This window comes from Bathymodiolus japonicus methanotrophic gill symbiont (genome assembly GCF_019721995.1).
Taxonomy (GTDB): Bacteria; Pseudomonadota; Gammaproteobacteria; order Methylococcales; family Methylomonadaceae; genus Methyloprofundus.
Map to the genome: position 1 here is coordinate 202903 of NZ_BLYC01000002.1, position 20151 is coordinate 223053.

Genomic DNA, 20151 nt, shown 5'->3' on the forward strand with positions numbered 1-20151 from the left:
TATTTAGTGGCGACAGACCTGACTTGGCGCACACAAGATATTATTCAAGCCTATACGTTGAGATGGCTGATTGAGGTTTTCTTTGAGGACTGGAAGCTTTAATGAAGGATGGGGGCGTGAGGCCAAACAATTAGATGAAGAGGGATCAAACCGTGGCCTGATTCTGAGTCTTTTGTTTGACCATTGTCTTCTCCTTCACCCAGAGCAAATAGCCCGCATTGAAAGCAAACTACCTGCGTATACCATATGAAGCTTACAGCGCAAGTCTCAAATGGATGTACTGCTTGAGTTCATCACGTCATTGCTAGAGTTTCCAGATCCTGGTGATAAGCTGAAAGAGTTAGGTGAATTAATAAAGGATGTGTTTCAACTGATGCCATCAGGAAAACATATGATTGGCAGAGATTTAGGGCGCTTAGCCCATCTTCGTCACTATTGATGATGTAGTTGTTATAAATCAATTGGTTGAAATTTTAAAAAGTAGCCAGTTGGCACTACAGATTTTGTGTTTTTGTATAAAACGTTGGATTTTTTAGAGTATTTTTGTCGCATGTAAATTACACTCAAATAATGATGATTTTTTTGACAAAAGTCAATGAATTTATCGACAAAAATAATATAAATGGCACTACAAAACTTTCAAAAAAAACACCATTGATTTTAAAGAGAATTTTTCGACAAAAAATCGCTTAAACCGATGAATCAATGGCTTAGAAAGATGAAAGTGACGAAGATGGGTTAGGGCCAACAGCATCATTAAAGTATTGTTCTACTGGGTGAAGGTAAGAGTTTGATGGCAATGGGATAGAAAAACTTGAACATCGAGTGACAGGAGTCCCAGAATGTTGTGAGGTAGCATGGCGCGCCTGAAAAGGCCCGATCGTATACCGTGAATCTCTATGGAAAACAGCGTGAAGTCAGGGCTTATAGTCGCGTTGTCATGCTGAAAACATTGAAACGACCCGTTCAGGTTGTCTGGGTGTTTCGTCGCACACAGTGGATTGCTTTGTTTGCGACCGATCTAAGTTTATCCCTCACACAGATTATTGAGTATTATGGTGCGCGATGGAAAATAGAATCCGGGTTCAAAGAGCTCAAGCAAGACATAGGGAGTCAGAAAAGTCAGTGTCGAAATGCGCAGGCAGTGACCAACCATTTGGACTTCTGTATGATGGCAACAACGCTGACGTGGATTTACGCGGATCGTTTAAAAACCGATCCGGAACGGCGGCACAAAGTGAAGGTGCGAGCCAGTTTCGCCTTTTCAGATATCCGCCGCATCATTGCAGAAGCGGCTTTGGAGCCGGATTTTGAAAGGGTTTGCCCCAAATACAGTAGCTCCCCTGTAAATTCGGTGGTAGCCGTTTTATTGCGAATGGTTGCTTGATGAATTTCTAAGAAACTTCAGAATAATATTAATCAAGCAAAAAAATGACGACGATCAGCCCGGAAATAATAGGCTATGTGGCAGGAACGCTGACAACCATATCCTTTCTACCACAAGCCATAATGACACTTAGAACCAGAGACACGGAATCGCTCTCATTAGGCATGTACAGTACCTTCACAACCGGAGTGTTGCTGTGGCTTATTTATGGAATATACCTTGACGATGTCGCTATTATTTATGCGAATGCAATTACATTGTTTCTTGCATCGCTAATTTTATGTATGAAAGTCTACAATACTTTGATACACAAGACAGGGCATGCTAGAAGTAAGGAGCCTTAAATACGGGCCTTAATGACTAGCCACAGGATTGTGTATAGCTGTTAAATCCTTGAATTATTAATTAAAACAATTTGCAGCAAATTTTTCTTGATAAAACGCTTTTCATTTAGCTGAAAATTGCGTATTATACCAGCTTTTACGGAGAGGTGGCTGAGCGGCCGAAAGCGGCGGTCTTGAAAACCGTTGAGGGTTTATCCCCTCCCAGGGTTCGAATCCCTGCCTCTCCGCCATTGTTTTATTCTCAATGCCCAGTGACTTGCGAAAAGATTCACAAAGCCCACGCCGTGCGGACTTTGGTTGCATTGTCTTATTTAGAGACGCGCACTTATCGCTGATGATATACCCGAAATAGCCTAGCGTCTCAAAGGCGCTTTTTGCCAGTGACTCGATTATGTTAACGGCAATTTAATGACGTTGACTTTTAGGGTTATTACTTACATTCGCTGTCAGCCCGTCCGGGGCTGACAGCGTTAGTTTTTGCGACAGAACCCTTTAAAGCGCTTCACTCCGCTCAAGCAACAGTTGATGGAATTGAAACAGCGCATATGATTGGAAAGGCGTAGTTCTCTGAGGAAAATATTCCAGCTTATAAGCAGTTTATGGCTTTAGCAGGATAGTTATGCTTGAAGACCAGGTTTTCTGCGTTTCAATAACCTATGCGACAGAACCGAACAAAATCAAGAAGCTTTAGGTCAAAGTTGAATCCACGAAATTTAGATAGAGGAAAATAAAATAAAATGAAAAAATTAATTTTAGCGGTGATGATGATGGTATCAATACAGGCTAGCGCAGACTATTCTAATGAAGGCCAAACCCCTTGGGGTAGCTATCAAACTAAGTGTGGTTTGACGGACAGCGTATCAGCAACTGTGGTAAGTGAATACTCTACTTGGTGGATAGGGAGTGAAGCTGAGAAAACAGCACTAGATGAATGTTCGGTTGTGATAAGAGTAGATAAGCGTACGTTTTCTGAATTTGTTTTTGGTTGGGATCAGGATAATGACGTTATCTCAGAAATGACAATATCCCTTCTTCAGAGTTATGGCTCTGTAACATTTATACCACTGACTCAAAAGTTAAAACCTATAGACCCTAAGAGTAGTGATATTATCACTTACAAAATAGGAGATATTGGGCCGGCAGGAGGTTTTGTGTTTTATGTTACCGATGCGGGTTTACATGGGATAGAAGCAGCTCCGAAGGATCAAGTAAGCTCAGAATGGGGGTGTTATCGTATTAATGTTAGCGGAGGTAATGGAGCTGACGGCCTAGCTATAGGTACAGGAGAAGAAAACACAGAAACCATTATAAGTAATCAATGCAAAAGCGGAGATGGTGGAGATATTGCCGCTAAAGCGGCATCTGATTATGCACACGGAGGATTCGACGATTGGTATTTGCCATCACAGGATGCATTAAATTTAATGTTTGTGAATCTAAAAACCGTAGGTTTAGGGGGGTTTTCTAATGGGAATTATTGGAGCTCGTCTGAGTATAGCCATGGTAACCTTGCTTTAGCTTGGTCTCAGAACTTCAACTATGGAGACCAGCACGGGTACGGTAAGTCCCGTAAGCTTAACGTCCGTGCTATTCGAGATTTCTAGCACTATTTTTTGAGTGCTTACTTTAAGATGAGACACCTGTAAAATTAACCGCTAAAAATCAGGAAAACGGAACCTAAGCAAAGTGATGATTTTTAGTCCTTGGTTAGGCGATAAGGACATTCGCTGACCTGTAGTGAGCTAGGAAAGAGAAGAATTACATTCCGAAGCCGCCTAGCCATTGATGTAGTCTTTACAGAACAGTTTTTTTGCGGAGTTGAAACCAGAGTGCAGGGGTGTGAGCTAGGGTGTCTCCCATTCCCGCTGTGTAGGCGAATTAATTATGGCGACAGAAGAGAATCCAGGCATCTCAAGAATTTATTTTAGTTATTCAGCTTTATAAGCTGTCTCAGCTTAAGTTGGTTGCCAAATAAGGTACTATATTTGAATGAAATTTAAAGGAAAATAAAATGAAATTTTTAATTTTAGTTGCAACAATGATGCTATCAATCCATGCCAATGCAAGTAATACAGATGAGTTCTATACTGGTTGGATTGACCCCCCAGGGGATAAATGGTACTCATATAAATCCTCATGTGATTTTAGTAACATAAAATCAGTAACTGTGATGCATGCTGATTTTCCTTCGAGCATAACTAGTAAAGGTATAGAAGAAGCGCTAGAGGAATGTTCACTGTTAATAAAAGTGTATTACTGGGATACTTACTACGATGAAACTGAAGATAAATATTTTTGGGATTATAAGAGTCCTAGAATTCTATGGTTGATAAAAAAGTCCTTAAATTATTTTGGGACGATCAAAATCCTACCACCACTAAAAGAACCTTCTGACACGAATACTTAACTTTACCCGATTACCCATAGCCCTTATCCTTCGCTAAAGCTCAGTTTTAGCTGATTTTTAGCGAAGGATGGAGGAAATAAATGGCTCTGTCGCAAAAGATATTGAAAACGCAGAGAGCCTAGGTTCTGTTGAGCTTTTGTTTTGAATTTAAGATTTGTTTCGGCTATTGGTTCTGTCGCATAGGTTATTGAAAACGCAGAAAACTTGGTCTTCAGACAGAACCCTCGATTATGTTAACGGCAATTTAATGACGTTGACTTTTAGGGTTATTACTCACATTCGCTGAAAATCAGGGAAACGGAGCCTAAGCGAAGTGATGATTTTTAGTCCTCGATAGCCGTAGGGCCGTTATTTTGTCGGAGTCTGAGCGTTAGCGAAGGTGGAGACAAAATAAAAGGCCATCCGACACGGCGTCAAGTCATTTGGAGCCTATGTTCCGACCCCTTGTTGGGTCGGGACGAGGTGACGAGGACGAATCGGGGCCGCCGGAGGCATAAGTGGTCGCGTTAAGTTTTTGCTGCTTGCTTGGGCTGGGATGCCCAAAACAAGCTTTCGCAAAAATAGCGACTCCCCGATTCTACTCTATATTCATCGCTGAAAATCAGGGAAACGGAGCCTAAGCGAAGTGATGATTTTTAGTCCGCGATAGCCGTAGGGCCGTTGTTTTGTCGGAGTCTGAGCGTTAGCGAAGGTGGAGACAAAATAAAAGGCCATCCGACACGGCGTCAAGTCATTTGGAGCCTATGTTCCGACCCCTTGTTGGGTCGGGACGAGGTGACGAGGACGAATCGGGGCCGCCGGAGGCATAAGTGGTCGCGTTAAGTTTTTGCTGCTTGCTTGGGCTGGGATGCCCAAAACAAGCTTTCGCAAAAATAGCGACTCCCCGAATTTTGGTTTTTACGTAATTGGCTAATCACCTGCGAGCCTCCAGATTCTTTAGCGGCTTCGTCCATAAAGGCTTTTTCACCATACAGCGCATCAGCCAGTACGCCTTTAATTTTAATCAGGCTATGCGCAACTTTAAACTCTTTTAATAAGCCTAATGCAATCTCTGTTTTGGTTGGGTAGGCACTGTCACGTTCAGGCTTAATAGGCCGATCTTTTTTTGCTATACCGCTCTTTTTCAACCGTTTATCTTCTTTATCCCACTGCTTTAAGGCTGGATCCGGCATATAAAAGAAAAAACCGACAGGCACTGTAATGGATGAGGTAACTAGCAGCCGCTGAAAATCAGGGAAACGGAGCCTAAGCGAAGTGATGATTTTTAGTCCGCGATAGCCGTAGGGCCGTTGTTTTGTCGGAGTCTGAGCGTTAGCGAAGGTGGAGACAAAATAAAAGGCCATCCGACACGGCGTCAAGTCATTTGGAGCCTATGTTCCGACCCCTTGTTGGGTCGGGACGAGGTGACGAGGACGAATCGGGGCCGCCGGAGGCATAAGTGGTCGCGTTAAGTTTTTGCCGCTTGCTTGGGCTGGGATGCCCAAAACAAGCTTTCGCAAAAATAGCGACTCCCCGCAATAATACTATCGTTTGTCCATTAACATACCCGCCGGAGCCTTTGTGTTTCTGCTTGTAAACCTTATAAATACGTTTTGTAGACTTAGATCGTGCTCGGTCTGATTCATCAAAGGCCAACACACCTTCAGTAATGCCATAACGTTTTAAAATTAAGACCACACTCACCCGTAGCAACCAGTCCCAGGGTATACTTGCTAGGATAATGCGGCTACTTTGCAATCTCCAAGGCTTGCTCGCTCAAACTTAGCCCAGCAAACAGAGTTCATTAGCAGTATGCACGTTAAACAAGTGCCCAACCAAGCGGCTTGAATCCGTGTCAAAGCGGCTCCGGGTTTTAGCTGATTGAGCGCATCATTTAAATCGTCAATATAGCTTTGGATAAAGGTGGCTGGGGCATTCATTAACATGGGCTTACACCGATAAAATTACAACAACCTCAGAATACCTGATTTTACCTTCTCAATATCAAAAACTTGAACATCGAGTAAAAGAAAATTCAATTGCGACTCTGGTTGAGTCTATCCCTTTTGACTCCCGCCATGAGATCAATACAGGGGTTGAAGCATACAGTGTGTACGAAAACAAGGGCATCAAATTTAACGTGGTGGATTACCGTGATCCAGAAACCGGAAAACTTCACCGGTTTGTGACAACCTTGCCAATGACTATTAACCCTGGAACCATTGCCATGCTGTATTTCAAGCGACGGACGATTGAAAAGACATTCAATAACACTAAAAGTAATTTCAAGGAAACTAAAGCTTGGTCTTCCAATACCCGCTCACTTGAAAATCAAATGCGCCTGACTGCAATGAGCTATAATTTAATGCGCGTGTTTGAAGATATTTCAAAAACACAACAGCCAGAATTGATTCATCCATCGGATAAAAAATATAGCGAGGCTCTGGAGATTAGGCAGCAACAGGCCCAAAAACGAGATCGTTTTGTGAATCCATTATTTTTCCAGGCAAGAATATCTCGTATCAGCTCGTATACCATTCGAGCAGTTCAAAACGCAATAATAACAGGAATGTCTTTACAGTGCTTTATGAGCTCTCTTGTGGCGAGGTTAGTTTCACGGCCTCAATTGATAGGGGAACACTGATGATAATTGCTGAAGTTTCCCAATTATTGAGTAGCTGAAATACACAATGCTGGTGTATCGAGGTTTATTTTAGGTGGTTTTGCCATGTTTATAGCAAACCCCTACTTAATTCCCCTTAGGCAATAGCATTTGAAACGAATGAAAAGACTATTTTTTTCATATAGTTGTAGCATAGTTTCAATTTTACCATAAATGATTATTGGGAAACTTCAGTTTAAGATGAGACACCTGTAAAATTAACCGCTAAAAATTAGGAAAACGGAACCTAAGCAAAGTGATGATTTTTAGTCCTTGGTTAGGCGATAAGGACATTCTCTGACCTGTAGTGAGCTAGGAAAGAGAAGAATTACATTCCGAAGCCGCCTAGCCATTGATCTAGTCTTTACAGAACAGTTTTTTTGCGGAGTTGAAACCAGAGTGCAGTGTTGAGCTAGGGTGTCTCCCATTCCCGCAGCGTAGGCGAATTAATTATGGCGACAGAAGAGAATTCAGGCATCTCAAGAATTATTTTAGTTATTCAGCTTTATAAGCTGTCTCAGCTTAAGTTGGTTGCCAAATAAGGTACTATATTTGAATGAAATTTAAAGGAAAATAAAATGAAATTTTTAATTTTAGTTGCAACAATGATACTATCAATCCATGCCAATGCAAGTAATACAGATGAGTTCTATACTGGTTGGATTGACCCCCCAGGGGATAAATGGTACTCATATAAATCCTCATGTGATTTTAGTAACATCAAATCAGTAACTGTGGTGCATGCTGAGTTTCCTTGGAGCATAACTAGTAAAGGTATAAAAGAAGCGCTAGAGGAATGTTCACTGTTAATAAAAGTGTATTACTGGGATACTTACTACGATAAAGCTGAAGATAAATATTTTTGGGATTATAAGAGTCCTAGAATTCTATGGTTGATAAAAAAGTCCTTAAATTATTTTGGGACGATCAGAATCCTACCACCACTAAAAGAACCTTCTGACACGAATACTTAAATTTACCCGATTACCCATAGCCCTTATCCTTCGCTAAAGCTCAATCGATCGCTGAAAATCAGGGAAACGGAGCCTAAGCGAAGTGATGATTTTTAGTCCGCAGTAGGCGACAGGTAAATTTTCAGATTCGACGTGTGCGGCAGCACGCAAGAGAAGCTAAAGTTTCATCCCGATAAGCCGTCAAGTCAGTGAGGATGGCTTTGCTGATGAGTTCTCTAGCTCCATTTCGTAAAAGCTCAGTTAGTACATCAATGCTATTTTCTTCTGGTTGTTTTAGGAGAATGATATTATCATTATTAATGACGTGCTCCTTTGTTGTAAATTTATCTTGCAGGATAATTTGCAACAGAATACGTCAATCTTTCTTTTTCCAAACACCAGATTCAATCATAACTCACCAATTTTAATTACGCGGCGCAATGAATACAGATGACTTTAGGGATTATATGTTGTCGTTTTTGTTTTTACGGTATTTGTCAGATAACTACAGTCCGTAAGATCAAAGAACATCTTGACAGACTCCTTGAATTAAGGCTCCACTCTTTCAGGTTTTAGTAGTACCGAACTAGACCTTCTAACCTTTTTAAGAAGAGTTTGAAAATTAAAACTCTTCCTTTCTTTAACCATATGAAATGAAAAAACCAATTAAAATTCTAGCAGCTACATTAGCTGCATTCACGGCTGTCCCTGTATTCTCGGATCAAGTTGAGATGAACAAGGAGGCTATTACTAGAAATTCGAATGTTATAAAATCTAACTCAGAGTCCATAGATTACTTACAAGATGTACTTTTGGATACACCTTCGAAAATAACTAAATCCATGACTCCTAAAATTTGCAAGGGGAGCGATGTCATTCATTGGGGGACATGCCCTTTAAACCTAATTGGTACGGAAATTGATTTAAAAGTTATCTTCCAGCCTTCGCAGTCCATCAACCCCAGAATATTGACGTACTACACTACTGCTAACGTCGTTGAACCAGGGATTGACTTTCCAAGCATTGCTGATTTATGTATAGAAGGTAATGGGCTCTCCTTGGCTAATGTGGCGATAAATGTTGGTGTTGATCTTATAGAAATTGATTTTAGTAATGTTTCCGCAGGGCAGTTTACGTCTGGGATTGAAAATACCTATCTTCTTGAGTTAAAGGATGTCATAGAGTCCGGCAAGATCACAAGCGCCACAATTGATAGATCCGTCACGACACTTGGGCTAGAAGATTCAGATGTTAGATTTGTAGGGGATAAATTGTCCATAAATGTTGAAGGTCTTAGCTTTAACTCCACCTCCTTTGTTAGGATTAATCTGGGCATTTGACGACTTGCCGGATAGGACATCACGTCGGATGTTTGTTGGATATTTTTAAAAAAGTTTAAATTATGAAAAAATTAAGATTGAGAAAAGTAGTTTGCGTTATGTGTATGGTTTTATCGGAGTCCGTGATGGCTTACGGCAATACCCCCGGTAATCCTGACCTCCCTGTACCTCCAGGTGTTCCTGGAGGGGGTGTGGTTATTGACATTGAAGAGGAAAAGAGACTTGCTACTATAAAGGTCAATTCAGAGGGTGTTTTAATGAACTCTATAGGATTGAAAGCCAATAGAGTAGCTATGGTGGGATTGGGTGAATTCTTACCCCCTATACCTCAGAATAGAACCGAGCCTCTGGTCTTAACCCTTTGTCCTAATCCTGGTGGACTTCAGTGGGGTGATTGTCTAACCTATAAGGTTGGCGAGGTTGGTCCAGCAGGGGGATGGGTATTCAGTGTTTCTGAAGGTGGCCTACATGGCTTGGAAGCGGCTCCAGTTGATCTTCCACAAGCTGAATGGGGATGTTACGACGTTAATATTACAGGCGCAGGTAGTTCTGCGGTTGGAGATGGCCAGAAAAACACTACGGCTATATTAGAGGCGGGGTGTGTGGGTGAATATACTTATAGTACAGAAATTGCAGCACGGTTAGCGGATTCTTATGAACTAAAGGGTTTTAATGATTGGTATTTACCATCTGAGGACGAAATTGGCTTGATGTACACCAATTTGGAAGTAAATGGGCTGGGTAACTTTGTCACTTATGGCTCTTACCGATCATCCACGGATGGGGGGTCAAGAATTTTCTCGCGAGAAAAATCTTTTTCAACTGGTCAAAATTTTGGACTTGGTAGAAATTCGGAATCTAATGTTCGCCCTGTAAGATCCTTTTAATGGTGTCTGATTTTAAATTTTTCATAAACCTCAAGTACTAAAGGTGAAGTTGATTTATATCGACCCGCCTTATAACACGGGTTCAGATAGCTTTGGTTATAACGAGAGTTTTAATCATTTCTGAGATTTAGCTTTTACAGCAATGGCAGGAGAATAACGGATAACCCAACGATTGAGCGTAGCACGATCCACTTCAACACCTCTTTCTTCCATAATTTCTTCAAGGTCGCGATACGAAACGCCATACCTGACATAAAAGAAAACAGCATAAAGAATGACATCTTTTGGAAAGTGAGTGCCTTTGAAGCTGAGCATATGATCTACCTTTTATTGGAATTGATAATTATGATAGCAGATAACGTCGGGAAGGGGGATTTATGCGACAGAACCAAAAGTTATCCCCCTATTTTACCTACCCTAATGGTAACTACTCAGCGTAAATAATTAAAAAAGTTCTTGACAGGGTTTTAGCCTGGTTTTTGTGATTTTTAGTAAACTGCCCAACAGTCGATTAATCCACGCTTTATTGCTTCTATCGCTATCATCAGTGTTCCCATTGAAAGAAGAAGTACCTAAACAAAGCAGCCTATGAACTACCTGAAGGTAGCACCACTCGAATATTCCCATCTTTTTGATTTTAATCACTTATAACAGCAAATAAACACTCTGTAGGCACCGTAAAAAAACAACAAATAATTTCAAATAAAGCTTGCAATTGCCGAAAAAATTTTTCTAAAAATTTCCGTTTTAATCACCTCATAAACGGATATCACCCATGCTTAAAGACCTACCACTCTCTGAACATATTCACCAACACTGCAATGAAAGTATGGAACGTGCCCTGTTAGCAGAGCGTCATCCTTTGTGGGCTCGTTCATGCCCAGAGTTGAAGGATATATCGACTTTATTCGCCTTGGGTTATTACGCTGTATCAGTGTAGTCGATAGTGGTCGCCATTTCCTCCAAACCAATGAACAGATTTATGGCCAGCTGCTTCGACCCACTCAACGTATTTTAAATCACTGAAGTCGCATAGACGAACAAGTATGCTTGAGGCATTTGAACAGCAGAGCTATCATCTTCACGCTGAAACACTGCTATCGCAAGGCATTGATTATCTTAAAGCATTCCCAGAACTTGACGAATACACCATAGAAGCAGCGGATGGACATTTTATTGATCATGCCTGCCATACTGAAAAAAACAGCAAGGGGAAAGTTTATGCGGCCGGGGGGGATTTACGCGTTGAATCTCAGAAGTGGGTTGCTCAGATTTCTTTGTCTGGTGACAAACGGAACTCAGAGACATCAAGAAATACCTGTGTTACGAGATCATATTGAAAAGCAAAACAAGTGAAATAACAGCTCTCAGAAACATCTCTATGTCTACGATAAAGCCGTCACCGACTTTGTCTGGTGGGATCGGCAGAAACGACATGCTAACGCTGAAAATCCTGGAAACGGAGCTTTAGCGAAGTGAAGATTTTTAGTCCGCGATAGCCGTAGGGCCGTTGTTTTGTCGGAGTCTGAGCGTTAGCGAAGGTGGAGACAAAATAAAAGGCCATCCGACACGGCGTCAAGTCATTTGGAGCCTATGTTCCGACCCCTTGTTGGGTCGGGACGAGGTGACGAGGACGAATCGGGGCCGCCGGAGGCATAAGTGGTCGCGTTAAGTTTTTGCTGCTTGCTTGGGCTGGGATGCCCAAAACAAGCTTTCGCAAAAATAGCGACTCCCCGAAAGAAAATTCAATTGCGACTCTGGTTGAGTCTATCCCTTTTGACTCCCGCCATGAGATCAATACAGGGGTTGAAGCATACAGTGTGTACGAAAACAAGGGCTCGAAATACGCGGCAGTGACCAGCCATTTGAACTTCTGTATGATGGCAACAATGCTGACGTGGATTTACGCGGATCGTTTAAAAACCGATCCGGAACGTCGTCGGCACAAAGTGAAGGGGCGAGCCAGTTTCGCCTTTTCAGATATCCGCCGCATCATTGCCGAAGCGGCTTTGGATCCGGATTTTGAAAGGGTTTGCCCCAAATACAGCAGCTCCCCTGTAAATTCGGTGGTAGCCGTTTTATTGCGAATGGTTGCTTGATGAATTTCTAAGAAACTTCAGTTATTAATTCCCTCAGCTTAAATGCAGAGGAGTTTTTAATAAATAATCCGGTTTTTCAGGCCGCAGAACTTGGTAAGATTCATGAAAATGTTGTATGATTTTTGGCGAAGGTATTGGTGTAAACCAGACAATAATCTTTGTATAATTATTTACAGAAAAATTAATAATATAATCAGGAATTTAATGTGGAACTAACAATTTTAATGCCTTGCTTGAATGAGGCGGAAACACTCGCTGTTTGTATAGAAAAGGCACACTCTTTTATTAAACAAAATAATATTGTTGGTGAAGTTGTTATTGCTGATAATGGTAGTACTGATGGCTCGATAGAGATTGCCGAGTCTCTAGGTGTTAGAGTTGTGCATGTACCTATGCGGGGTTATGGCGCGGCTTTACAAAAAGGCATAGAAGAAGCAAAAGGCGAGTTTGTTATTATGGGGGACTCCGATGATAGCTATGATTTTAGCAACTTAATGCCTTATGTCGAGCAATTACGTGCGGGTTATGATCTGGTGATGGGCAATCGCTTTAAAGGTGGAATTGCCAAAGGTGCCATGCCTTTTCTGCATAAATATCTGGGTAATCCGGTACTGAGCTTTCTGGGGCGCTTGTTTTTTAAAATTCCGGTCGGTGATTTTCATTGTGGATTACGTGGTTTTCGTCGTGATACAGCGCTTTCCTTAGGGTTGACAACTCCGGGTATGGAATATGCCAGTGAATTAGTCGTTAGAATGGCTCTGGCAGGCGGTTCAATCAAAGAAGTGCCTACAACACTTTCTAAAGACGGGCGCAGCCGTCCACCGCACTTAAATACCTGGCAGGATGGCTGGCGGCATTTAAGGTTTTTATTGATGTTCAGCCCGCGCTGGCTATTTTTTTATCCTTCCTTATTTATTCTATTAGTAGGCGTTACTCTTACTGTGTTATTAGCACAGGGAGCCGTCCATATCACACCGACTATTACTCTGGATATTCACAGTATGATTGTCGGTTGCTTCTGTGTGTTAGTGGGTATGCAAGGAGTATCTTTTGCTATTGTTGCCAGACGATATGCCGCTTTACGGGGTTTTTTACCGTTTACCAATCAGGTTCGCTATCTGGTCGACGCCGTAACACTTGAACGAGTGTTGATTGTAGCTGCGATATTCTTTCTTGGCGGTTTGGGTGGATTAATTTACTGTGTTAGTAACTGGTTTTTAGTACACCTTGGGGTGTTAGAATACGGAAGTCTGGTGCGCGTGTTAATGCTTTCGGGTACTTCCGTGGCGATTGCAGTGCAATTAGCCTTTACCTCTTTTCTAGCTGAAATTCTGGAAATTAAAAGTAATATTCAATACCAAAAAGATAGCTGAGTGATCGAATTAAACTGGAAAACGGTGCGCTTTATAGTCGTTGGCGTTTTGTGCGCGCTGGTCTATTTTATTGCTAGTTATCTGTTTTTAACCTATACAGAACTACCCGCTTTTATAGCAAGTTTATTGGCCTATGCCTGCTCGTTTGGTTTTGCCTATTTAGGCCAGAAATTTTGGGCTTTTCGGTGCATTGCGCCACATTCAGTAACGCTGTTTCGCTATGCGGTATTGCAGGCCTGTTGTGCGACATTCGCGGCCACCTTTACTCAAGCATTTGTTTCGTATACTAACGTATCACCTCTATTACTCTCAGGTCTGGCTACCGTATTGACCAGTGGTACTAGCTATATTGTTTCTTCTTGCTGGGTGTTTGCGGATGCATCGGAGCAAGAAGCTGAAACAAATATATCTGCAGATTTGGCTTTTTCAAGCATACGTCCCGTAATGTCAATACAGCATCATTGGCGAAGCATGCTGCTAATATCAGCATGGCTACTGCTCTGCATAGTCTATATTAATCTATATTATTATATGCCTTGGAGTGTCAATTTATATTCAGGGCATGATGATGGCTTATTTATCAGACTGGCAAATTCTCTGGCTGTGGGAGACTGGCTGGGAACATATTCTCAATATACCTTGATGAAAGGCCCCGGATATCCTTTCTTTCTGGTATTGACTCATTTTGTGGGTATCTCTTTATATTCCTTAACCGCTATTTTTCATTGTCTTGCGGTCAGTTTCTTTGCATGGACTTTGTTTCGGCTTAGTCAGTCACGCATATTGGTAGTGCTGTTGTTTGTATTGCTATTATTCTTACCCCTGGTTATTTCGAGCGGGCGTATTATCCGTGACCAGATTTATCCCGATCAATTTTTGTTAGGTTTTTCTGCCTTGCTATTTAGTTTGTTTGTGGCAACAAGTAATATGCAAAGAATTTGCTCAGCCTTATTGGCTGGGGTGATGTTTGCCTGGCTCTGGCTGACACGTGAAGAAGGTGTGTGGATTCTTCCTTCTATTGCTGTACTGACGATATTTGCGGTTTGGAAGTATTGGCGCAACAATACCTTAAAACAAGGATTAATTAGTTCAGTATTCGTGCTTATTTTGAGCTTTTCTAGCATACACATTACTTTTCAATTGATGAACTGGCGTGTCTATGGTCAGTATGTGGGGGTTGATATTAAAGAGCAGAACTTTAAGGCCGCTTTAGCTGCATTACAGAGTGTGCGTGTTGAGGAAGCCATTTCACACGTGCCGGTTACGGATGCAACCATGCAGGAAATTTATCAGGTTAGCCCAGGCTTTGCTGAACTGCAGGATTTTTTTGCCACTACTGGGTTGAACTGGCGCAAACTTGGGTGTTGGTTCTATCCCTGGGCCTGTAATGAGATTGCTGGGGGCTGGTTTATCTGGGCTTTAAGGGAGGCTGTAGCGAGCAAAGGCTATTATAAGACTCCTGCAAAAGCAGCTGCTTTTTATGCTAAAGTCGAGCAGGAAATTAACCAGGCCTGTGCTGATAAGAGGCTTAGTTGCAGTAAAAGTCTCACAGCTTTTATGCCTGAAATTTCCCAGCGAGATATAAAAAATATTCCTGACACCTTACAGCAGTTAATTGATATGTTGCTATTGAGTCATTTTTCAGCGAACAATATGCGCTTGCACTCGGAGATAGATGGTAGTTTTTCAGGTAAACAATCTGTACTGAATTTTTTACATAGTCAGGAGCGATTTTATCTGGATAATAAAGACGTAGAGGTTTTTGGCCGATACGCGATTGTAAATAAAAAAATTCAAGAGTTAGATTTCCAAATAACAGATAAACAGGGTAAGACTTATGCGCATACTCTCAGGCAGCTTTCTGGTATAGCAGATGTGAATAAATTTTACCCTTTTAGTCTGCAAACTTCTTGTCTTAACGGGTGTCGTCTTGCAATTAGTATTGATGGGCTGGACAAAATTAATGCAGTGATTCCTGATCGTGATCAATCATTTAAGCAGGAACAAGCCATAGAACTGGGAAATTTACTGGTTTTTTTTGATCAGCTAGAGAGTGGAAAAAGGCAAATTACTGGTATTGTCGGCGCGGGTGAAATACGAACCCTCAAACTACGCCAGCGGCTATTTGAGATGTTTAAAATTATTTTTCCTGTCATGCTGATTTTGGGCCTAATCGCTTTTGTAGTGTTGTCTGTTATCGCTATCAAGCAGAGATCTCTTTCTACTTTATTTATATTCAGTGCGGCTATGTGGGGCGCAGTTTTAGCGCGACTAACGATTTTATTTCTGGTACATATCAGCTCATTTCCAGCACTGGCAAAGTTATATTTTATGCCGGTTTATAGCATATTGATCATTTCTTCACTGCTGAGTTTATATTTATTGATACAGTTTTTAGCTGGCTATCTGCAAAACAGAAATATCACTTGAATCGGTTCTGTCGCAATAATTATCAAAAGCACAGACCTCCTGGTCTTCCGCTGAAAATCATGGAAACGTAGCTTAGCGAAGTGGTGATTTTTAGTCCCTGATAGGCGACAGGGCAATTCGCTGATTCGACGTGTGCTAGCAGCACGCGAGAGGAGCAAGAATTGCATTCCGAATAGCCGTCCAGCCAGTGAGGTAGTAATGACGAAGCGGCTTTTGTGCGTAGTCGTTGCGGACGCAGGGCGTTCAGGGCATCTCCCATCCGCTGCGTAGGTGAACGAATTATGGCGACAGGAGTCCCGGAATTTCGTGAGGTAGCATGGCGCGCCTGAGGCATAACTATCCTGCTAAAGCCATAAACTGCTTATAAGCAGGAATATTTTCCTCAGACAATTGCCCCTTTCGGATGATATGTGCCGTTTGAATTCCATCAATTGTTGCTTGGGCGGAGTGAAACGCTTTAAAGCCCATCATCGGTTTTGTTATTTTTTTGATAAAGCGATGATCCTGTTCGATGATGTTATTCAAATATTTAACTTGTAATATGTCAATCATAGTGGCAAACCCAGCGAGGATTAACAAGAGGTTAATATTGGCTAATCCTGCATAGTTAGCGCCACTTTTATCCATAACGACCTTATCAGGAAATCCATTATTGTTAATCGTTTGTTTAAAAAATGCGGTTGCAGCCTCTTCATCACGGCGCTCAGAAAGCATGAAATCAAGCGTATCCCCGTGACTATCAACAGCTCGGTATAAATAGGTCCACTGACCCTTCACTTTGATATACGTTTCATCCATGCGCCACGATTTATTGGTTTCTCGTTTCTGAGATTTAGCTTTTACAGCAATGGCAGGAGAATAACGGATAACCCAACGATTGAGCGTAGCATGATCCACTTCAACGCCTCTTTCTTCCATAATTTCTTCAAGGTCGCGATACGAAACGCCATACCTGACATAAAAGAAAACAGCATAAAGAATGACATCTTTTGGAAAGTGAGTGCCTTTGAAGCTGAGCATGTGATCCACCTTTTATTGAAATTGATAATTATGATAGCAGATAACGTCGGGAAGGGGGATTTATGCGACAGAACCGTTTTTTTCCGGCAGGTTTAAATTCGCTTATGCGTCGTTTAACTAGAGCTGTTAGCTTTATCATACTGTTTATCTGTCTGCTGGCTTGTGTAGGTACGCAGCCCAAAGCGCCTATACAGCCGTATAAGCGTGACCTGACTAAAGTCAAGTATTACACGGTTAAAAAAGGCGATACTTTGTACTCTATTGGCTTTCGCTCGGGACACGGTTATAAGCGCCTGGCAGCGTGGAATAAAATCCCCCCACCCTATAAAGTCTATCAGGGGCAAAAAATAAAATTATTTCCTAGAACTGCGTCTAACAAAGTACGAAATAAGAAAAAATATAATAAAAAAATATCAAGTATTTCAATTAATAACAAAAAGGTGTTAAAGTTGTACTGGCAGTGGCCGGTACGAGGGAAATTGTTGCGGAGTTTTTACGGGACAGGTCACAAAGGAATTGATATTGCCGGCTACGCAGGTAAGAAAATTAGAGCAGCCGAATCGGGTATTGTGGTTTACAGCGGTAGTGGTTTAGTTGGCTATGGCAACTTGTTAATTATTAAGCATAATTATTTATATTTAAGTGCCTATGCGCATAATCGTCGCTTATTGGTTAAGGACGGCGATAAAGTTAAAAAAGGGCAGTTGATCGCAGAGATGGGGGTAGGGGCTAATGCTAAGCCTGCACTACATTTCGAAATCAGAAGAAATGGTAAATCGGTTAACCCTATAAATTATTTGCCTAAATAGGCATAGGGTATTGCAGCCGGGAATAATAAGCTGAAGTTTCCCAATTATTGAGTAGCTGAAATACACAATGCTGGTGTATCGAGGTTTATTTTAGGTGGTTTTGCCATGTTTATAGCAAACCCCTACTTAATTCCCCTTAGGCAATAGCATTTGAAACGAATGAAAAGACTGTTTTTTTCATATAGTTGTAGCATAGTTTCAATTTTACCATAAATAATTATTGGGAAACTTCAGTAATAAGAAAAGTAGGAGTTAATAACGATGGAAGAATTAATGAGTACTTCAGACAATAGTCTACCTGAAAGCACAGATGTGCAGTCTTCTGATGATATTGTCAACGCTGACAGTGATGTGCCGGCGGTAAGTGAGGCTCCGGTTGAGCCGGTGCCAGAGATACAAGAGAAAAAAGACCTTAACTTTGATGCTACCCGGTTTTATCTTAGTGAACTGAGTCACTCGACTTTCGCTGAAAATCAGGGAAACGTAGCCTAAGCGAAGTGATGATTTTTAGTCTGCGATAGCCGTAGGGCCGTTGTTTTGTCGGAGTCTGAGCGTTAGCGAAGGTGGAGACAAAATAAAAGGCCATCCGACACGGCGTCAAGTCATTTGGAGCCTATGTTCCGACCCCTTGTTGGGTCGGGACGAGGTGACGAGGACGAATCGGGGCCGCCGGAGGCATAAGTGGTCGCGTTAAGTTTTTGCTGCTTGCTTGGGCTGGGATGCCCAAAACAAGCTTTCGCAAAAATAGCGACTCCCCGAATTAACCGCAGAGCAAGAGAAGTTATACGGGATGCAGGTCGTGCAGGGCGATCAAAAAGCGCGGCAGATCATGATCGAGAGTAATTCGCGTCTAGTGGTAAAAATAGCCCTGCGCTATTTAAACCGAGGGTTGCCCTTGCTTGATTTGATTGAAGAAGGGAGTCTGGGTTTAATTCGCGCAGTAGAAAAATTTGATCCTGAGCTGGGGTTTCGCTTCTCAACGTATGCTACCTGGTGGATACGACAAACGATTGAACGTGCAGTGATGAATCAGACTTGTACTATAAGGCTGCCTATTCATGTGCTGAAGGAAATGAGCGTGTTTTTAAAGGCGCAGCGATATTTACTGCAGACTCAGGAAACCGAGCCTAGTACCGAAGATATAGCCAGATACCTGGATAAGCCAGTAAAGTTGGTGGAGAAAATGCTCAAGCTGAATGAGCGAGTGACTTCGATGGATGCACCTAGTCCATTTGATTCGGAGAGAGCGCTGGTGGATTCAATTGCTGATAATGAGGCGATGACGTTGCTGGAGCAGATTCATGATGAGGGTGTTAAAGAAAATATTAAAACTTGGCTGTCGCTTAGAATCAGGGAAACGGGGCCTAAGCGGAGTGATGATTTTTAGTCCCTGGTAGGCGACAGGGCAATTCGCTGATCCGAAGTGCGCTAGTAGCGCGCGAGGGAGGCAAGAATTGCATTCCGAATAGCCGTCCAGCCATTTGAGGTAGTCTTAACGGAGCAGGGTTTTGTGCGTAGTTGAGACGGACGCAGGGCGACCAGGGCATCTCCCATTCGCTGCGTAGGCGAATGAATGTTGGTGACAGGAGCCCCAGGATGTTGTGAGGTAGCATGGCGCGCCTGCAAAGTTATCCAAAAAACAGGCTGAAGTGATCTGTCGCCGCTATGGCTTGTGTGGTTACGAAAATGCAACACTTGAAATTGTTGCCTGTGAATTAGGCGTTACGCGTGAACGGGTGCGACAAATACAAATGGATGGCTTGAAAAAGCTCAAAGAGATTATTGAAGTGAGTGGCTACTCGCTAGAGTCGATCTTGCAGTAACTGCATATTAAACAAAATATGACTGTTGAGCCTGGTTAACAATCGCGCTTATATTTTTTCTAATACATTGATATCTAATGCTGCAAGCAGGGCAATCAGCTTGATCAATGGCAAACCTATCAGTGCATTAGGGTCATCACCTTCAATGCGCTCAAACAGGGCAATACCCAGACCTTCAGACTTAAAACTGCCCGCGCAATCATAGGGTTGCTCAAGGGCTATATAATTTGCAATCTGCTGATCGCTAAGTTTTTTAAAGTACACCGTACAAATATCAAGATCGCTGATTATCTTACCTGTGGCACTGTCAAGTATGCAGATACTGGTGTAGAAAATAACTTTAGAGCCGGACGAAAGTTGTAATTGTTTGATCGCATTATGTTTGTTGCCTGGCTTTGTCAGCTGTATCTGACCTGACATCGCAACCTGGTCTGCCGCAATAATCAGGTGACTAGGGTAATCGCTAGCCAGTGCCCGGGATTTTTCTTTGGCTAGGCGTAAAGCCTGCATGCTGGGAGTCTCGTCTTTTTTTGCAGCTTCATTAATAGCAGGCGTTGCGCAAGTAAAGTTCAAGTATAATTTTTCTAATACTCGATGTTCAAGTTTTTTAACTGATTGATTTTATTGATAATTTTACT

Annotated in this window: 30 protein-coding genes, 1 tRNA gene and 5 pseudogenes; 21 read left to right on the forward strand and 15 right to left on the reverse strand. The window is 42.0% G+C overall.

The genetic code is table 11. From position 1 onward, the window contains the following. The first annotated feature begins 82 nt into the window (after window positions 1-82). The 7 genes and pseudogenes from K6984_RS04080 to K6984_RS04110 all read left to right on the forward strand — a co-directional run bounded on the left by K6984_RS04080 (window position 83) and on the right by K6984_RS04110 (window position 4138). Window positions 83-250: a hypothetical protein gene (locus K6984_RS04080; protein WP_221894333.1), complete on the forward strand. Its 168-nt coding sequence runs from the start codon at window positions 83-85 to the stop codon at window positions 248-250. A 21-nt stretch (window positions 251-271) separates the two neighbouring features. Then, on the forward strand, window positions 272-439 hold the full coding sequence (locus K6984_RS04085; protein WP_221894334.1) for a hypothetical protein: 168 nt from the start codon (window positions 272-274) through the stop codon (window positions 437-439). Between the two features lie 432 nt (window positions 440-871). Continuing rightward, window positions 872-1387: pseudogene (locus K6984_RS04090) on the forward strand (transposase); the annotation flags it as partial. Between the two features lie 44 nt (window positions 1388-1431). After that, a complete protein-coding gene (locus K6984_RS04095) occupies window positions 1432-1731 on the forward strand; it encodes a SemiSWEET transporter (protein WP_221894335.1) in 300 nt (99 codons plus the stop codon). 140 nt (window positions 1732-1871) lie between these two features. Further along, a tRNA-Ser gene (locus K6984_RS04100) sits at window positions 1872-1961 on the forward strand. Between the two features lie 507 nt (window positions 1962-2468). Next, a complete protein-coding gene (locus K6984_RS04105; protein WP_221894336.1) occupies window positions 2469-3335 on the forward strand; it encodes a DUF1566 domain-containing protein in 867 nt (288 codons plus the stop codon). Window positions 3336-3742: 407 nt separating this feature from the next. Next, window positions 3743-4138, forward strand: coding sequence for a hypothetical protein (locus tag K6984_RS04110; RefSeq protein WP_221894337.1), 396 nt, complete (start codon window positions 3743-3745; stop codon window positions 4136-4138). Between the two features lie 429 nt (window positions 4139-4567). Here K6984_RS04110 and K6984_RS32520 read toward each other — a convergent pair whose 3' ends face one another. The 6 genes from K6984_RS32520 to K6984_RS04120 form a co-directional block, all read right to left on the reverse strand. Next, the gene (locus tag K6984_RS32520) at window positions 4568-4696 is read right to left on the reverse strand and encodes a hypothetical protein (RefSeq protein ID WP_263458596.1); all 129 of its coding nucleotides are present in this window, start codon (window positions 4694-4696) and stop codon (window positions 4568-4570) included. 30 nt (window positions 4697-4726) lie between these two features. Further along, window positions 4727-4852, reverse strand: a complete 126-nt coding sequence (locus tag K6984_RS32525; RefSeq protein ID WP_263458605.1) for a hypothetical protein — start codon at window positions 4850-4852, stop codon at window positions 4727-4729. Between the two features lie 27 nt (window positions 4853-4879). Next, on the reverse strand, window positions 4880-5008 hold the full coding sequence (locus K6984_RS32530; protein ID WP_263458596.1) for a hypothetical protein: 129 nt from the start codon (window positions 5006-5008) through the stop codon (window positions 4880-4882). Next, the gene (locus tag K6984_RS04115; protein ID WP_221894338.1) at window positions 4957-5481 is read right to left on the reverse strand and encodes a hypothetical protein; all 525 of its coding nucleotides are present in this window, start codon (window positions 5479-5481) and stop codon (window positions 4957-4959) included. Before K6984_RS04115 ends, K6984_RS32530 begins: the two co-directional genes overlap by 52 nt. A gap of 27 nt (window positions 5482-5508) precedes the next feature. Then, window positions 5509-5637 carry a hypothetical protein gene (locus tag K6984_RS32535; RefSeq protein WP_263458600.1) on the reverse strand — a complete coding sequence of 43 codons (129 nt, stop codon included), beginning with the start codon at window positions 5635-5637 and terminating at the stop codon, window positions 5509-5511. A gap of 213 nt (window positions 5638-5850) precedes the next feature. After that, window positions 5851-6063, reverse strand: a complete 213-nt coding sequence (locus K6984_RS04120) for a hypothetical protein (protein ID WP_221894258.1) — start codon at window positions 6061-6063, stop codon at window positions 5851-5853. Window positions 6064-6200: 137 nt separating this feature from the next. On the opposite strand from K6984_RS04120, the gene K6984_RS04125 reads away from it, so the two are divergent. The 5 genes and pseudogenes from K6984_RS04125 to K6984_RS04145 all read left to right on the forward strand — a co-directional run bounded on the left by K6984_RS04125 (window position 6201) and on the right by K6984_RS04145 (window position 9959). Continuing rightward, the gene (locus K6984_RS04125) at window positions 6201-6761 is read left to right on the forward strand and encodes a transposase (protein WP_338024442.1); all 561 of its coding nucleotides are present in this window, start codon (window positions 6201-6203) and stop codon (window positions 6759-6761) included. Between the two features lie 596 nt (window positions 6762-7357). Continuing rightward, window positions 7358-7753, forward strand: coding sequence for a hypothetical protein (locus K6984_RS04130; RefSeq protein WP_221894340.1), 396 nt, complete (start codon window positions 7358-7360; stop codon window positions 7751-7753). Between the two features lie 419 nt (window positions 7754-8172). Beyond that, a pseudogene (locus K6984_RS04135) lies at window positions 8173-8241 on the forward strand (hypothetical protein); the annotation flags it as partial. A 144-nt stretch (window positions 8242-8385) separates the two neighbouring features. Further along, a complete protein-coding gene (locus K6984_RS04140; RefSeq protein ID WP_221894341.1) occupies window positions 8386-9072 on the forward strand; it encodes a hypothetical protein in 687 nt (228 codons plus the stop codon). 62 nt (window positions 9073-9134) lie between these two features. Beyond that, window positions 9135-9959 (forward strand): hypothetical protein, encoded by an 825-nt coding sequence (locus K6984_RS04145; protein WP_221894342.1) that lies wholly within the window; start codon window positions 9135-9137, stop codon window positions 9957-9959. Between the two features lie 117 nt (window positions 9960-10076). On the opposite strand, the pseudogene K6984_RS04150 reads toward K6984_RS04145, so the two are convergent. Beyond that, window positions 10077-10274 (reverse strand): annotated as a pseudogene (locus K6984_RS04150) (IS6 family transposase); the annotation flags it as partial. Window positions 10275-10734: 460 nt separating this feature from the next. On the opposite strand from K6984_RS04150, the gene K6984_RS04155 reads away from it, so the two are divergent. From K6984_RS04155 to K6984_RS04165, 3 genes are read left to right on the forward strand one after another with little or no spacing between them, the layout of a single operon-like run. Then, complete coding sequence (locus tag K6984_RS04155; protein WP_221894278.1) at window positions 10735-10899, forward strand: hypothetical protein; 165 nt, start codon at window positions 10735-10737, stop codon at window positions 10897-10899. Further along, window positions 10836-10985, forward strand: a complete 150-nt coding sequence (locus K6984_RS04160; RefSeq protein WP_221894343.1) for a hypothetical protein — start codon at window positions 10836-10838, stop codon at window positions 10983-10985. The genes K6984_RS04155 and K6984_RS04160 overlap by 64 nt, the downstream gene beginning before the upstream one ends. Window positions 10986-11005: 20 nt before the next feature. Beyond that, window positions 11006-11299, forward strand: a complete 294-nt coding sequence (locus tag K6984_RS04165; RefSeq protein WP_221894344.1) for a hypothetical protein — start codon at window positions 11006-11008, stop codon at window positions 11297-11299. A gap of 98 nt (window positions 11300-11397) precedes the next feature. On the opposite strand, the gene K6984_RS32540 is transcribed toward K6984_RS04165, so the two are convergent. Beyond that, on the reverse strand, window positions 11398-11523 hold the full coding sequence (locus K6984_RS32540; RefSeq protein WP_263458618.1) for a hypothetical protein: 126 nt from the start codon (window positions 11521-11523) through the stop codon (window positions 11398-11400). A gap of 27 nt (window positions 11524-11550) precedes the next feature. After that, complete coding sequence (locus K6984_RS32545) at window positions 11551-11679, reverse strand: hypothetical protein (protein WP_263458596.1); 129 nt, start codon at window positions 11677-11679, stop codon at window positions 11551-11553. Here K6984_RS32545 and K6984_RS30565 point away from each other — a divergent pair. The 3 genes from K6984_RS30565 (at window position 11657) to K6984_RS04180 (ending at window position 15861) form a co-directional block, all read left to right on the forward strand. Then, window positions 11657-12058, forward strand: coding sequence for a hypothetical protein (locus K6984_RS30565; protein WP_230987890.1), 402 nt, complete (start codon window positions 11657-11659; stop codon window positions 12056-12058). The genes K6984_RS32545 and K6984_RS30565 overlap by 23 nt on opposite strands. A gap of 206 nt (window positions 12059-12264) precedes the next feature. Next, window positions 12265-13431 (forward strand): glycosyltransferase family 2 protein, encoded by a 1167-nt coding sequence (locus K6984_RS04175; protein ID WP_230987891.1) that lies wholly within the window; start codon window positions 12265-12267, stop codon window positions 13429-13431. 24 nt (window positions 13432-13455) lie between these two features. Beyond that, entirely contained in the window at window positions 13456-15861 is a 2406-nt protein-coding gene (locus tag K6984_RS04180) for a GtrA family protein (RefSeq protein WP_221894345.1), read from the forward strand. Window positions 15862-15883: 22 nt separating this feature from the next. On the opposite strand, the gene K6984_RS04185 is transcribed toward K6984_RS04180, so the two are convergent. Both K6984_RS04185 and K6984_RS04190 read right to left on the reverse strand, forming a co-directional pair. Then, window positions 15884-16120 carry a hypothetical protein gene (locus K6984_RS04185; protein ID WP_221894346.1) on the reverse strand — a complete coding sequence of 79 codons (237 nt, stop codon included), beginning with the start codon at window positions 16118-16120 and terminating at the stop codon, window positions 15884-15886. 77 nt (window positions 16121-16197) lie between these two features. Beyond that, window positions 16198-16881: an IS6 family transposase gene (locus K6984_RS04190; RefSeq protein ID WP_221894347.1), complete on the reverse strand. Its 684-nt coding sequence runs from the start codon at window positions 16879-16881 to the stop codon at window positions 16198-16200. A gap of 62 nt (window positions 16882-16943) precedes the next feature. On the opposite strand from K6984_RS04190, the gene K6984_RS04195 reads away from it, so the two are divergent. Beyond that, window positions 16944-17690: a peptidoglycan DD-metalloendopeptidase family protein gene (locus tag K6984_RS04195; protein ID WP_221894348.1), complete on the forward strand. Its 747-nt coding sequence runs from the start codon at window positions 16944-16946 to the stop codon at window positions 17688-17690. Between the two features lie 439 nt (window positions 17691-18129). On the opposite strand, the gene K6984_RS04200 is transcribed toward K6984_RS04195, so the two are convergent. Together K6984_RS04200 and K6984_RS32550 are read right to left on the reverse strand one after the other, a co-directional pair. Further along, window positions 18130-18276: a hypothetical protein gene (locus K6984_RS04200; RefSeq protein WP_221894349.1), complete on the reverse strand. Its 147-nt coding sequence runs from the start codon at window positions 18274-18276 to the stop codon at window positions 18130-18132. 27 nt (window positions 18277-18303) lie between these two features. After that, window positions 18304-18432: a hypothetical protein gene (locus tag K6984_RS32550; RefSeq protein ID WP_263458596.1), complete on the reverse strand. Its 129-nt coding sequence runs from the start codon at window positions 18430-18432 to the stop codon at window positions 18304-18306. Window positions 18433-18450: 18 nt separating this feature from the next. Between K6984_RS32550 and K6984_RS04205 the strand changes: the two are divergent. Beyond that, a pseudogene (locus K6984_RS04205) lies at window positions 18451-19029 on the forward strand (sigma-70 family RNA polymerase sigma factor); the annotation flags it as partial. Window positions 19030-19118: 89 nt separating this feature from the next. Here K6984_RS04205 and K6984_RS32555 read toward each other — a convergent pair. Then, complete coding sequence (locus tag K6984_RS32555; RefSeq protein WP_263458613.1) at window positions 19119-19244, reverse strand: hypothetical protein; 126 nt, start codon at window positions 19242-19244, stop codon at window positions 19119-19121. 71 nt (window positions 19245-19315) lie between these two features. Here K6984_RS32555 and K6984_RS04210 point away from each other — a divergent pair. Further along, window positions 19316-19513: pseudogene (locus K6984_RS04210) on the forward strand (sigma factor-like helix-turn-helix DNA-binding protein); the annotation flags it as partial. Between the two features lie 48 nt (window positions 19514-19561). Here K6984_RS04210 and K6984_RS04215 read toward each other — a convergent pair. Beyond that, window positions 19562-20086, reverse strand: coding sequence for a Maf family protein (locus K6984_RS04215; RefSeq protein WP_221894351.1), 525 nt, complete (start codon window positions 20084-20086; stop codon window positions 19562-19564). Window positions 20087-20151: the final 65 nt, after the last annotated feature.